Raw genomic sequence first — 14,154 nt, forward strand, 5'->3', positions numbered from 1 at the left:
AAGTGCCAACTTTATTATATAGCCCATTTTAATTCCTCATAGGCAAATGGTTCACTTGCTTCGGGAACATCCCCCAATGCCAGTTTACCTCTCAGTGGAGCAACCGTATGAGCCTTTAGCTTTTCATCAGAAAATGGTAGAAGTACTTTATTAGCAATATTTTCATCCTTATTACTTAACCAATCTTCACATGCATCATCCTTAAGAATTACCGGCATGCGCGGCTCAGCTAATTTAGGACTATTGTGAATTTTACTCATCAGTTCATTTGCCCGGGTTGTAACAATAGTAAATGTATTGAATACTTCACCGGTTTGTCTGTTTACCCATTGATCATACAAACCTGCCAATGCCATTGGCTGATTATCACTCCTGTAAATATAAAACGGATAGGTCTTACCTTTGTAATGATGATGTTCGAAAAAGCCATCTACATAAACAATACAATGTTTTGATTTGGCAGCTGCTTTAAATGAAGGTTTTTCAAACATTGTCTCGCGACGGGCATTAATGGTTTTATTCCAGATAAGGTTCTTTTGATTATCGTCTTTAACCCATGAAGGCACCAAACCCCATTGATAAGGTTGCGGTTCAAAAGGTTTTTCAGATGTGTAAATTAAAACGGTAGGATGCATAAAACCGGAAGCATGATTAATGTCCTTATCTAAATAGGGTTTTAGCTTGTTCTCCAACTCCTCAATCCAACGTTGATTGTTGTAGTGCTTTGCCCTTTTCAACTGGGTTTCGAGCTTTGTTTTAATATCGTAACACATACTAATAATTCATTTATAAAACTAATATAAAGCTTTTTTGAAAATCGTGTATTCTTTGTACATCATACATCCATCCAGCCTTACAATCTAACGCCTCATTTTAAATTATCTGTCATCCATCATCTTAAAATGCTCATTCGGTGCCGAATTTAGTAACCGATGATCTAAACCCACATCCAATACTATATTGTAAATGTTCGGATCAATGCCAACTAAAATTTACTAATCCGATTGCTAGTCTGTTTAGTATTACTGTATTCTCAAAAATAAATTAATTTTAAATTAATCAACCTTCACAACATTTGTTTTTATCTATCTTTGCAAGCTAAATGTTATAGTATGATAGGTAAATACAATACACTCAGAGTAGTTAAAGAAGTTGATTTTGGTGTTTATTTGGATGGTGGTGAAAAAGGTGAAATTCTTTTGCCAACACGCTATGTACCTGATAACACTAAAGTTGATGATGAGCTGAAGGTATTTATTTATCTTGATTCGGAAGATCGACTGATAGCAACTACAGAAGAGCCCTTTGCAACGGTTGGTGAGTTTGCTAATTTACAAGTCAAATCAGTTACTAAAATAGGTGCTTTCCTTGACTGGGGCTTAATGAAAGATCTGTTGGTACCTTTCAGAGAGCAGGAAGAAAAAATGGAAGAAGGAAAATACTATCCTGTATACATCTACCTTGATGAAGAAAGTAACCGCATAGTAGCTACTTCAAAATTATATACCGTTTTAAACAACCTTTTACCTGAATATGAACCCGGTCAGGAAGTTGATTTGTTTGTCTATGATAAAGCGGATATCGGATATAAAGTTGTGGTGAACGAACTTCACTCAGGTATGCTATACCACAGTCAGTTATTTCAACCTATTAAGATTGGCGACCGCTTAAAAGGATTTGTACAAAAAGTGCGTGAAGATGACAAAATTGATGTCTCACTGCAGAAACCCGGATACGAAGCCATTGAAGGACAAGCCGCAGAAGTACTGACAATTTTAAAAGAAAAAGGTGGTTATCTGGCTGTTTCGGATAAAAGTGCTGCAGAATTGATCTACAAAATCTTTAAAATGAGCAAAAAAAGCTTTAAAAAAGCCATTGGAACTCTTTACAAACAACGCCTGATTATTATTGAGAAGGAAGGAATTAAATTAGTCAAGTAATAAAGAATAATCAAAATAGAAAAGGCAAAAGTTGAATAGAGTAATATTCACTTTTGCCTTTTTTGTTTTTTGCATTTTGCCTTATAAAACCAGCTGCCAGTAGCCAACGTCAATCCATTTATTGAATTTCTGACCAACCTCGCTGAAGTGAGCTATCTTTTTAAAACCCATTTTTTCATGAAGAGCAACACTAGCTTCATTGGGTAATGAAATCCCGCCAATGAATGAATGCACATCTTTTCTTATCAGATCCTGAATTAAATACTTATAGAGTTGCGTGCCAACACCATTACCTTCATAACCCTTTTTTAGGTATACAGTCGTCTCTGTTGAATAACGATAAGCAGTTCGTGCCCGCCAACCTGTAGCATAACAATATCCTACAATTTCGCCTTCTTTTTCATACACAAACCACGAGTGTTGTTGCAAAACTTTTTCGATGCGTTCCTGCATTTCTCCAACACTTACATTCTCTTCTTCGAAAGTAACGATAGTGTTCTCTACATAATAGTTGTAGATATCACAGATTGCTTTGGCATCAGTTTTTAATACAGGTCGAATCATAGATAGTGTAACGAATTATGAGTGCAATTTAGTTTTTCTTTACGAATTTGGTAAGAATATAAATAGTTTGTCCATTAACTTTTCCAACAATATGCTCAGGATCATCAGCTGCCAAACCAATATTGCGAACTGCAGTACCTCGTTTAGCAGTAAATCCACCACCTTTAACATTCAGATCTTTAATCAATACAACAGAATCACCGGCCTTTAATTCAGCACCATTACTATCAATATATTTGAGTGAGTCGTCACTGCTTTCAGCCTTCGCCCATGTTAATGTTTCATCATCAAGATACAGCATATCCAATAAATCCTGTGGCCATCCTTCTGACTTGATACGATTAAGTAATCGATATGCCATTACCTGTACAGCAGGAACAGTACTCCACATGCTGTCATTCAGGCATCTCCAGTGATTAGGGTCCATTGATTCTGGACCGTTAATTTGAGATGCACAAGTAGAACATACCAATATTGAATATTCTTCTGATACATCCCCTACAGGTGGCACAGCATATACACTTAAATCCTGTTCTGATGAACACAACTCACATTTATCTCCACTACGTTGCTTCAAAGCTTTTTCAACACTCATTTTAATCTGTTTATTTTTGGAGCGACAAAGGTATTAATTTCTAATTCCTTTTCACTTGCTATTTACAACTTATCGAAATTGTTCTACCTATGAATAAAAGCAGATTTGAATATTTTCAATATTTCTACTCAATAAAATTTCAGAACCTTACTTATATGAAAAATGCCTCCTTTTCAGAGGCATTCATATATCATTAAATAGTCAATTCATTATGGTCTAATCCCAAAATTAATAATACTATTTTTTAAAAAGTTCATTCATTACTTCCTCTACCTTAGCTAAAGGAGGATTGATTTCAAACACATAAGAAGGCTTTAAATAAACAACCTCTTTATCTTGCTTGAATTTCTTTTCTCCACCACCGGTAATATTTAGCATGATACAACTGTCTTTTTCAACCACACCATCCTTTACAGCATTGATAAGAGTAGCTGTGGCAACAGCCGCTGCGCTATGGATGTCGTTTCCTTCCAATTCTTCAAATAATCGGGCAGCTTCGGCAGCTTCTTTATTACTTGCCTGTAATACATCACCACCAGCTTCTTTCATGGCATCATATAACCCACCGGTAATTGAATAGGGAGGTTTACGATTCGAAAGTACTTTAGCATCTATTTCTTCCACCTGCTTACGGGCAACATCATCGTCTAATGGCAACATTGCTCTTGAATCAGCTTTCCATGCATCATGGATTGGTAAGAAAGGGTGATTTTGTGACACCATTAACTTCATAAAGTTTGAACCAAAACGTCCGTCTTCTATCAAACGTTTATTGGCTTCCCAGGCTGCAATTGCACCAGTACCACTTCCAACAGCCTGAAAATAATAATCAGGAATTCGACCTATCTCTGTTGCAGCTGATAAAGCAGTTGTTCCCATACCATCACGACGAGCAACATTTTTAGCTCCTCCTTCTGCAATAAAACCATCCAACTCACAAGCCAGATTTGACAAATGGATTGCATCGAAATAATCAGATCCTGATTTAGTCACCACCAATTTTACATTATCTTTGATTGGTTGATCAAACCAAAGGGCATCAATATTATCTTCGGGTACACAAAGCAACAAAGGAATATTGTTATCAGAACAAACTCGGGCAAATGCACGGGCAGTATTACCTGCCGAGGCAACCACCAATATTGTTTCGCCATCAAGCTTTAATCGTCCACCCACCGAAAAAGCTTCGGTTTCTTTAAATGAACAGGTACGGAAATTAGCACCTTTTTCCGGCCAGTAACCACTAAAGGTAATATACAAATCAGAAAGCCCTAAATGCTTCGCCAAACCCTCACTTTTATAGGTAACAGGCGCTGATGAGCCTTGTAGCATTTTTTGAACCGGTAACCAGTCAGCAAAACGGAATACTCCGTACGACGGATCTTTAACCTCAATTTGTTTCTTCTCGTAAACAGCCCTGACTAATGTTACTTCATTGGGGGCATCCAACGTCCAGCCTTCATCATCGAACTGCTTTCCACTGGCGACAGATTCTAACTTATAAAGTGTAGGTTTAATTTCTTTAACCATGATTGTTGCTTCGATTATTGCGCCGCAAAGGTAATTTTTTTGAGGATTTTATTAAAAGGATTCAACTAAAACCTACTAAAATTGTGTTGATTTGTATTTACAAATAGGTTCAGGTCCCTCTCCTAACCTACTATCTTCTGCGGTAATTTACTCTCTATTTAAATGCATTCTAATCTTATCTTTCATTCCTGTTCTCCATTGCATGTTAATCCTAACTCATATTTTTAAACTAATATGTAGCGATTAAATTCATTATTAAAACAAAAACCCCGCATCACTGCGGGGCTAGTACAATATGTTTCTGTTTTACTATATTAGTTTTGTTTATAGAAACCTAAGTCATCTATTGAAGAATTGAAGATAAATCCTGCTTTGGCATGATTATCTGCCTTTCCTCTTTTAATCATGATATCAGCCGAAGTACGGAAACTATCTTCGCGTTGAGTATCCAATACCAAAAGATAACCCATTACAATATTTCCGGCCATTTCAACTAAACGACGGGCATGAAAATCAATATACTCGTTATCTTTCACATCCACCACGGCCTTTACAGCACGTTCATACTCATCAGTCATACCAATTAACGTACGTCGATAGCCATGCAATTCAGGCTTCAGCTCCATCATTTCAAATTCGCGGATTCTGTCAAGATATCCACCTGTTGTAACCCCACGAATAGCCGCTACGACCTGTAGTTGAGTTGTTCCTTCATAAATGGAAGTAATACGTGCATCACGATAAATACGTTCCACCGGATAATCTTTCATAAAACCGGAGCCACCGTGAATTTGAACAGCATCGTAAGCCAACTGATTACTGTATTCACTTGAGATACCTTTCAACAGTGGAGTAAAGAAATCAGCCAGTTTCTGATAACGTTTCATCTCATTACGCTCTTCAGGCTCCAGCTTACGTTCTTCTGAAATATGCATGTAGGTTTTATAGATGTCCACATAACGAGATGTTTCGTACAACAATGAACGGGAAGCATCAAGCTTTGCCTTCATCACAGCAAGCATTTCATAAACAGCAGGAAACTGTATAATTGACTTACCAAATTGCTTACGTTCCTCGGCATATGCCAAAGCTTCGCGATATGCCGCTTCAGACACACCTACAGATTGAGCACCAATACCCAAACGGGCACCATTCATAAGAGCCATCACATATTTGATCAACCCCATTTTTCGAGATCCGACCAACTCAGCCGGAGCATCTTTAAACACCAGCTCACAGGTAGGTGAACCTTTGATACCCATCTTATTCTCTAAACGACGAACAATAACAGCTTTATGATTACGGTCGTAAATAAACATTGATAAACCACGACCATCATGAGTACCTTCTTCAGAACGAGCCAAAACCAATGAAACATGAGCATCACCGTTTGTAATAAAACGCTTCACCCCGTTCAGATACCATTTACCATCTTTTTCGTAAGCTTTTAATTCAACAGCCTGCAAATCCGATCCGGCGTCTGGTTCTGTTAAGTCCATTGCAGCTGTTTCACCTTCTGAGATACGAGGCAGAAAACGTGCCTTCTGATCTTCATCAGCAAACTCATTAATAGTTTCGGCACAATCCTGTAATCCCCAAATATTAACGAAACCTGCATCAGCACGCGACACAATATCGGCAGCCATAATATATGGTACAATTGGAAAATTAAGTCCTTTATATTTGCGAGGTAAGGTAATCCCCATCAACCCTGCTTTTACCAATGCATCCAGGTTTTCCTGTGTTCCCTTGGCATAAACCACCTCGTTATTAACAATTTTTGGTCCTTCCTGATCAACACCTTCAGCGTTTGGTGCAACAATATCCCCACAAATCTCCCCTACTATTTCCAATACTTTTTCGTAGCTATCCATGGCATCTTCAAAATCCATGGGTGCGTAATCAAATTTATCTTTGTCAGCAAAATTGCGCTCTTTAAGGGCTACAATTTTCTTCATCAACGGATGAGTCAGGTGGAATTTTAAGTCCTGATTATCTGTGAAAAAATTTGCCATTTTGTTTTTGTATTATTGATTCCCCTGATGGGGTTTCATGATCCAACATTAATTTAAAATTGATTATTAGACTTGGAGACTATAGACTATTAGATACAGAATTTTCGGTCTATCTATCTAAACGTCTAATGTCTAACGTCTATTTCGTGTTCTGCTTATAGAACTTAATCAGCTTAGGCACCACTTCGCCAACATCGCCAGTGATAGCGTAATCGGCAATTTTATTGATTGGTGCATTAGGATCGTTGTTAATGGCAATGATCATAGAAGACTCTTCCATACCTGCTGTATGCTGAATCTGACCTGAAATACCACACGCAATATATAATTTTGGTCGAACTGTTACTCCTGTCTGTCCAATCTGACGTTCATGCTCAGCAAAACCGGCATCCACCGCTGCACGCGAAGCACCTACTTCGGCACCCAGCACCTCTGCAAGTTCAAACAACAGGTCGAAATTCTCTTTCGATCCAACACCATACCCACCTGAAACAATGATGGATGAGTTCTTAATATTCACCTTTGATTTTTCCATGTGGCGTTCAATAACTTTTACCACTAAATCTTCAGGTTTCAATATTGCATCAACATCTATTTTATTTACTTTTCCTTTATAGGTAGCATCGAAAATTTCTTTTTTCATTACTCCCTCACGCACTGTGGCCATCTGTGGACGGCAATCGGGATTGATAATAGTTGCAACGATATTACCACCAAAGGCGGGACGAATCTGGTACAACAGATTCTCATATGTCTTACCGGCTTTTTTATCTTCGTGCGGACCTATCTCCAAAGAAGTACAATCTGCTGTTAAACCACTTTGTAAAGCAGAAGAAACACGAGGTCCTAAATCACGACCAAATGTAGAAGCACCCAATAATGCAATCTGTGGTTCTTCTTTTTTAAATAAGTCAACAATAACAGAAGTATGTGGAAGAGTTGTATAAGGATCTAATCGCTCATCGTCACCAATATGAATCACATCAGCACCGTAAGGATACAATTCTTTTTCAATTCCTTTTAAATTATGCCCCAGCACCAATGCTTCGAGCTTACATTTTAACTGGTTGGCAAGGGAACGGCCTTTGGTCATCAGCTCCAGGCTAACATCGGCTATCTTTCCCTCATCTACTTCGCAAATAACAAATACGTTGTTCATGTTTAATGATTTCTAAATCGATTAGCCGATTGTATGGTTAGCAATAAGTTCTTTCATTAATTCGTCGATTTCCTCATCAGCAGGTGTTAAATGCTTAGCCTCTTTTGCCTGAAATACAACATTTTCAATCTTTTTCACCTTAGTTGGTGAACCAGACAGACCTAACCAGTTCATATCGGATTCGATATCATTAACACTCCACTCTTCAATGTTAAGATAAGGACGATCAGCAGTTAAATCGATGTAATCTTCAGCTTCACCCTGACGTTCTGTAATCGTTCGGGCGTGCTTAAATTTCATTAATAGTTTGGCATTACGTGGACGACATTCAGGAGCACTGGCATTCACTGTGATCACACCCGGCAAAGGCATTTCAACAGTTTCGACACCTCTTTCCAGTCGTCGTTTAATGGTTATTGAACCGCCTTCAGCCGAAATTACTTCCTCGGCATATGTTACTTGTGGTAATCCTAATTTTTCAGCGACTTGTGGCCCAACCTGAGCTGTATCTCCATCAATCGCTTGTCGGCCGGCGATAATCAGATCAATCTTACTCATTTTCTTTAGGGCACAAGACAATGCATAAGAAGTAGCCAATGTATCAGATCCGGCAAAAGCACGGTCGGTAAGCAAGTATCCATTATCAGCACCTCGATATAAACCTTCTCTGATAATATCGGCTGCACGACCTGGTCCCATCGTTAGAATAGTGATTGTGGTACCCGGATACTTATCTTTCAATCTTAGGGCTTGCTCAAGTGCATTCAGATCCTCAGGATTGAAAATTGCCGGCAAAGCTGCACGATTAACAGTCCCGTCTGCTTTCATGGCATCTTTGCCTACATTTCGGGTGTCCGGCACTTGCTTGGCAAGAACAATTACATTTAATCCCATCGTTTCAATTTTTGGTAAAGAATTATTAACGGTTGACAAATATATTAAAATAAGCGAATTAACAATACGAAGCCTTTATTATTGAAATACTGATACATACAACAATTTATCTAATTTTATAATTTCGTAACTTTTTTATCAATTACAATCCCTTACCACATACATAACACTGTAATACTGATCATTAGATATATGTATTTATTTAAGCATTTCAGGTACTTTTAGCATATGAAAGCAATGAACAAAATCTTAACTGATTTGCTTTATTTATAATTAGTTTAAGTAAACAAAAAATGGTTGTTATTATATTGCAATTCATCTAAAAGAGCACCCATGAGAAAGTCGGTCTACATTTTTGTTATTTCATATATTTTCACACTAGTTCTAACACCTGCAATCATGTCACAAAACGATAGTACCAAGATAAAACTGAATCCATTAACACAAGAAGAACAACGAGTTATATTGCACAAAGGAACTGAACTACCTTATACTGGTAAGTACACTGACAATAAAGAAAAAGGAACATATGTGTGCAAACAATGCAATGCCCCATTATATCATTCCAGTGATAAGTTTGATTCACATTGCGGATGGCCAAGTTTTGATAATGAAATTGAGGGTGCTGTAACCCGATTACCTGATGCTGATGGAAGAAGGACTGAAATAATATGTTCAACCTGTAAAGGACATCTAGGTCATGTTTTTTTAGGTGAAGGTTTTACACCTAAGAATACCCGCCATTGTGTCAATTCTATCTCATTGATCTTTGTACCCGACAAAGAAAAATGAAATATGATGTTAAATAGTTTAGATTATATGGTATATTTAAAATATAATTCTAATCTAAACTAACATTCATGTTACAATTCTCCGATTACTTCGACGAAGTAAAATGTTATGCCGCCACTTTAATAAAAATGGCAAATGCTGATAATAAATTAACTGCTGCAGAGAACATGTGGCTAGGATTTGTTACTGTAAGCATGGGGATTAAACCTTCGGAACTGGATGAAATAAAAGTTAACCTCGACAAATTTAACTTCCAGTCACCAAGCACAGAAAAAGAACGATTCTTCCTGTTTTTCAGGGTAATTCAATTAATGAAGGTTGATTTAAATATTGATGAGAAAGAATTGGAAATGTGCCGAAATTTAGGATCCCGCCTCAACATTAATAAAGAAAAAGTTGATTCTGTACTTTCATTTGTAAAAGAAAAAGAAAAACAGCTAATACAATTTGAAGAAGTAGAAGAATTATTAAGATAAAAAATAAGGGCGTTTCTACGCCCTTGATTTTCTCTCCCCACAACATTTTCCTGTGATATAGGCTACCGGACAGGTTGATGCAAAAGAACAATCTTCCGGCAGATAATCACACATTTCGAGATCAACAAATGTTCCCTCTTCAGGGTAGACAATATGATCTATATACTCCCTTAACTGTCCGTATCGTATCGAATCTGTAATTTCATTCCAAAATATTGGATTCAAACCATAGGCATTAAATACTTTAACCATAACATTGGTTAATGCGCTTGCCTCGAACTCACTTAAAAAACTAACTTTCGGAAAAACAAATTTCTCCATTCCAATAAGATCCGATAACTGAATTCCCCCTTCTTCATCATCCATCATTGGAAAATAACCTAAACTATCTGAAGAATCAAAGAATAATGACAGCTTCTGACCTGCCTTCTCAAGAGAAACCTCTAAATCCTCAATCAATTGTTCAACATATCTTTTCATCCACATTGCGTTGTCCCTCCTTTTGTGGCGTTGAACGCAAAAATTATTGGGTAGTTATAAAAGTTAGAGATGTCATTAAGTTATTGTTGATGAGCATATCCATATGTATGTCTAAAAGACAAATATTATATTTAAATAAATTATTGATCATGGTTCTGATTGTGTTTCTATCTTTGTTGTAGTACAAAATAATAATGGCATGATTGTAGATTTATTTGTCCCCTGTTTTATTGATCAGATGTTTGCTGAGACTGCTTTTAACGTTATCCACCTGTTAGAAAAAGCAGGATGCGAAGTAAACTACAATCCTGAACAAACTTGTTGCGGACAAGCACTATTTAACAGTGGCGATGTAAAGCATGCCTCGAAGCTCGCAAATAAATTTGTAAAAGATTTCCCTAATGATCGTCCTGTAATAACACCTTCAGCTTCATGTGCCGGTTATATTCGAAAACATTATGCCAGTTTAATTGATTCAAAGGAAGCCGAACGGCTAAAAAACAGTGTTTATGAATTAACCGACTTTCTTATAAATCATCTTAAGTTTGATGATTTTAAAGCCTGTTTTCCTCATAAAGTAACCTATCATGATGCCTGTTCGGCATTAAGAGAATATGGGATCTATAATGAACCTCGTCAATTATTGAGAAAAGTAGAAGGGCTGGAATTAATTGAGATGCAAAAGAATACCGAGTGCTGTGGTTTTGGTGGAACCTTCATGGTAAAACATTCAGCTATATCAACAGCTATGACTGAACAAAAAGTTGAAAATGCATTAGCAACAGGTGCAGAATACATTGTCTCCAGCGAAGCTTCTTGTTTGCTAAATATCCAAAGCTATATAAACGCTCAAAAGCTTCCCATTAAAACCATTCATATTGCCGATGTACTAGCCTCAATCAAATAATCCAATGATAAACAAGTCCTCAATTACTTCTGACAGACTGATTTTACAACCCTTAAATGATGATCATTTGGATACCCTCTTAAATATCTATAACAGCGAAACCAATATGAAATATATTCCTAATGCTCATAAAAAATGGACATTAAAGGAACTAAAAGCTAAATACCATAAATTTGAAACATATCATGAATATGGTATTTATGCCATTATCTTTAAAGAATCAGGTAAAATAATTGGCGAAGCTGGCTTATTCGATTACAATAACAATGCACATATAGTTGAACTAGGATACATTATTGATTCCGAATTTTGGCATATCGGTTTAGGTACTGAGGTTTGTCAGACCTTAATTAACCATTGCTTTAACGAAGCAGGCTTCACAACTATCATAGCCCGAATGTATGCCGATAACAAAGCTTCAGTTAAAGTCTCTGAAAAATGTGGAATGCTGCTAACATCGACATTTACAGATTCCAATGGAAAGCAAGGCCTTGAATACAGAAGCGTTAAACCAGCTATTTAATTCGCTTTAAAATACCAGCTGTCAATAATTCATAAATCTGAGACAGCTCATCATTCGAAGCCAATATATCTTTATGCTTCTGTATTGTCTGTTGATCATCACGCGAAGCAGGACCAGTTTGTGTTTCTGATGGTTTCATTTTTTGAACTTTACTGGCAGTTTCAGAAATTAACGGTTGTAACAGACTAAATGGTAATCCACCTTCTGTCAATACCTCATCAGCCAAATTATACATCAGATTAACAAAGTTGCAGGAATAAACAGCAGCAATATGCAATTTAAGCCTTTGTTGCGAATCAGCCTTTAGAACAGTCTTACTTAATGTATGTCCTAAATTCATTAGTATTTCTGTATTCTTCTCAGTATTACATTCAACCAGCACTGGCACATTGCCAAAGTTCATTTTACTTGCTTTGGTAAATGTTTGAAAAGGATAAAACACACCATAATTCTCAAATCTACTTAGAAGTTCAAGTCCCACACTTCCTGCAGTATGCACAACCAAACCTTTTACAATTGGCACCTTATTAACTACCTCAGCCAGTGCATCATCTTTAACCGAAATGATATAGACATCGGCAGTTGTATCAATTTTATTTAAATCAGTTATCCCTGTTGACTCAATGCTGGCCGATAAATTAATTGCATTTTCTTTGCTTCTGCTATAAACCTGACTAATCTTATGTCCGGCTTCAAACAAAGCATTACCCATATGGGTTGCAACATTACCTGAACCAATCAATACAATTCGCATAACTCTTATTTTTACCTTGCGAAGATATAAATGAAAAACGAATGTTCAGAGTTGCAATTTTCAATAGTTTTTTATCAATAGATAATCTGGTTGTTAGAGTTGATATTTTCTTAAACGACGATATAACGAAGCCCTTGTCAAACCTAAAACATCAGCTGTATGTGTTAAATTTCCTGATTTTAATCGGAGAACTTTATTAATTACCTCACGTTCTACATCTTCAAGATTATAACTGCTAAAGCTTATTTCATCATCATCTTTAATATGAGCACGCTGACAAAGCTCTTCTTTTGTCAACCTGTCTCCTTCGGCCAGAATAACAGATTTTTCAATCACGTGTTGCAATTCTCTTACATTACCTGGCCAATCATAGTTTTGCATACAGGTAATGGCCGATTTTTCAATTTTAAGTAATGGTTTACGATAAAGTGCACAATACATCGATAAAAAGTAAGAAACTAAAACAGGTATATCTTCCTGCCTATCACGTAATGGAGGCAGCTCTATTTCAACTGTATTTAAACGATATAACAAATCGGTTCTGAACTCACTGTCATCTACCATTTTGTGTAGCGATTTATTTGTTGCCGACACTAATCTGATATCAATAGGTTTTGATGTATTATCTCCAATCCTTGTTACTTCTCTTTTTTCAAGAACGGTTAATAATTTAGCCTGAACAGCTATATCAAGATTCCCTATTTCATCCAAAAAAATTGTTCCTCCATCGGCCATCTCAAACCTACCCACCTTATCATTTCTTGCATCGGTGTACGATCCTTTTTTATGACCAAATAACTCATTTTCAATCAACGATTCATTGAATGCACCCATATCAACCGATATGAATATTTTATCACTACGCTTTGATTTCTGATGTATTGAATTAGCAACTAACTCTTTACCTGTTCCATTCTCACCTAAAATCAGCACATTCGCTTCCGAAGGTGCCACCTTATCAATAGTTCTTACTACCTCACGCATTTTTTCAGAATGATAGATAAACTCCCTTTTAGGAGGTATAAAGATATGATGACTTAATTCTTTTCCTTTACTCGAAGTTTCTTTTACAAACGAAAGAACCCTGTTGATTAGCTCTTTGTGTTCAAAACGGTTACTTATTACGTCAGCAGCACCTTCCTTCATTACTTTAACAGCAGAACTTAAATCATTAGGAGAGACCAGAAATACCACTTTAGCATCTGGATTAACCTTTAAGAGGTAGTGTAACACCCTGACACCCGATTCTATATCAATACAATCACCATTACACGAAAAAGGTAGAACAACCACATCAACTATATTTGCATGCACAATCTTTGGTATCTGGCAAGGTGTTTTTGCAGTAATAACCTTTTTCACATAATCTTTCAACATTCCTTCTATCCATTGAAGAACGTTTTTATCCTTTTCAACAACCAATACATTTCCCGATTTACCCATAATTTCCACTCATTGCACACAATTTAATACCCAAAGGTCTTAATTAGCAAGTGGTTTTTTCTGATTTAAAATTATAAGAATG

15 protein-coding genes are annotated in these 14,154 nt (G+C 36.6%); 5 read left to right on the plus strand and 10 right to left on the minus strand.

Annotated elements, in window-relative coordinates:
- Positions 1-14: 14 nt before the first annotated feature.
- Complete coding sequence (locus ACRD62_RS18125; RefSeq protein ID WP_430821524.1) at positions 15-773, minus strand: SOS response-associated peptidase; 759 nt, start codon at positions 771-773, stop codon at positions 15-17.
- A 339-nt stretch (positions 774-1,112) separates the two neighbouring features.
- Here ACRD62_RS18125 and ACRD62_RS18130 point away from each other — a divergent pair, with 339 nt between their 5' ends.
- Positions 1,113-1,940: a CvfB family protein gene (locus ACRD62_RS18130; RefSeq protein ID WP_430821525.1), complete on the plus strand. Its 828-nt coding sequence runs from the start codon at positions 1,113-1,115 to the stop codon at positions 1,938-1,940.
- Positions 1,941-2,021: 81 nt separating this feature from the next.
- On the opposite strand, the gene ACRD62_RS18135 is transcribed toward ACRD62_RS18130, so the two are convergent.
- The 6 genes from ACRD62_RS18135 to ACRD62_RS18160 all read right to left on the minus strand — a co-directional run bounded on the left by ACRD62_RS18135 (position 2,022) and on the right by ACRD62_RS18160 (position 8,697).
- Positions 2,022-2,504, minus strand: coding sequence for an arsinothricin resistance N-acetyltransferase ArsN1 family B (locus ACRD62_RS18135; RefSeq protein WP_430821526.1), 483 nt, complete (start codon positions 2,502-2,504; stop codon positions 2,022-2,024).
- 28 nt (positions 2,505-2,532) lie between these two features.
- On the minus strand, positions 2,533-3,099 hold the full coding sequence (locus ACRD62_RS18140; RefSeq protein ID WP_430821527.1) for a PhnA domain-containing protein: 567 nt from the start codon (positions 3,097-3,099) through the stop codon (positions 2,533-2,535).
- A 237-nt stretch (positions 3,100-3,336) separates the two neighbouring features.
- Positions 3,337-4,629: a cysteate synthase gene (locus ACRD62_RS18145; RefSeq protein ID WP_430821528.1), complete on the minus strand. Its 1,293-nt coding sequence runs from the start codon at positions 4,627-4,629 to the stop codon at positions 3,337-3,339.
- A gap of 314 nt (positions 4,630-4,943) precedes the next feature.
- A complete protein-coding gene (locus tag ACRD62_RS18150; RefSeq protein ID WP_430821529.1) occupies positions 4,944-6,644 on the minus strand; it encodes an acyl-CoA dehydrogenase family protein in 1,701 nt (566 codons plus the stop codon).
- A gap of 139 nt (positions 6,645-6,783) precedes the next feature.
- On the minus strand, positions 6,784-7,803 hold the full coding sequence (locus ACRD62_RS18155; protein ID WP_430821530.1) for an electron transfer flavoprotein subunit alpha/FixB family protein: 1,020 nt from the start codon (positions 7,801-7,803) through the stop codon (positions 6,784-6,786).
- Positions 7,804-7,824: 21 nt separating this feature from the next.
- On the minus strand, positions 7,825-8,697 hold the full coding sequence (locus tag ACRD62_RS18160; protein ID WP_430821531.1) for an electron transfer flavoprotein subunit beta/FixA family protein: 873 nt from the start codon (positions 8,695-8,697) through the stop codon (positions 7,825-7,827).
- A gap of 333 nt (positions 8,698-9,030) precedes the next feature.
- On the opposite strand from ACRD62_RS18160, the gene ACRD62_RS18165 reads away from it, so the two are divergent.
- A complete protein-coding gene (locus ACRD62_RS18165) occupies positions 9,031-9,489 on the plus strand; it encodes a methionine-R-sulfoxide reductase (RefSeq protein WP_430821533.1) in 459 nt (152 codons plus the stop codon).
- 68 nt (positions 9,490-9,557) lie between these two features.
- A complete protein-coding gene (locus tag ACRD62_RS18170; protein WP_430821534.1) occupies positions 9,558-9,965 on the plus strand; it encodes a tellurite resistance TerB family protein in 408 nt (135 codons plus the stop codon).
- 15 nt (positions 9,966-9,980) lie between these two features.
- Here ACRD62_RS18170 and ACRD62_RS18175 read toward each other — a convergent pair whose 3' ends face one another.
- On the minus strand, positions 9,981-10,445 hold the full coding sequence (locus ACRD62_RS18175; protein WP_430821535.1) for a hypothetical protein: 465 nt from the start codon (positions 10,443-10,445) through the stop codon (positions 9,981-9,983).
- A 199-nt stretch (positions 10,446-10,644) separates the two neighbouring features.
- On the opposite strand from ACRD62_RS18175, the gene ACRD62_RS18180 reads away from it, so the two are divergent.
- Together ACRD62_RS18180 and ACRD62_RS18185 are read left to right on the plus strand one after the other, a co-directional pair.
- On the plus strand, positions 10,645-11,352 hold the full coding sequence (locus ACRD62_RS18180) for a (Fe-S)-binding protein (protein ID WP_430821536.1): 708 nt from the start codon (positions 10,645-10,647) through the stop codon (positions 11,350-11,352).
- A 4-nt stretch (positions 11,353-11,356) separates the two neighbouring features.
- Complete coding sequence (locus ACRD62_RS18185; protein ID WP_430821537.1) at positions 11,357-11,875, plus strand: GNAT family N-acetyltransferase; 519 nt, start codon at positions 11,357-11,359, stop codon at positions 11,873-11,875.
- On the opposite strand, the gene ACRD62_RS18190 is transcribed toward ACRD62_RS18185, so the two are convergent.
- Together ACRD62_RS18190 and ACRD62_RS18195 are read right to left on the minus strand one after the other, a co-directional pair.
- The gene (locus ACRD62_RS18190; protein WP_430821538.1) at positions 11,868-12,629 is read right to left on the minus strand and encodes a Rossmann-like and DUF2520 domain-containing protein; all 762 of its coding nucleotides are present in this window, start codon (positions 12,627-12,629) and stop codon (positions 11,868-11,870) included. The two genes, ACRD62_RS18185 and ACRD62_RS18190, sit on opposite strands and share 8 nt — an antisense overlap.
- A 93-nt stretch (positions 12,630-12,722) precedes the next feature.
- On the minus strand, positions 12,723-14,072 hold the full coding sequence (locus ACRD62_RS18195) for a sigma-54-dependent transcriptional regulator (RefSeq protein WP_430821539.1): 1,350 nt from the start codon (positions 14,070-14,072) through the stop codon (positions 12,723-12,725).
- Between the last annotated feature and the right edge of the window lie 82 nt (positions 14,073-14,154).

This window comes from Carboxylicivirga caseinilyticus, from assembly GCF_050589785.1.
GTDB lineage: Bacteria > Bacteroidota > Bacteroidia > Bacteroidales > Marinilabiliaceae > Carboxylicivirga > Carboxylicivirga caseinilyticus.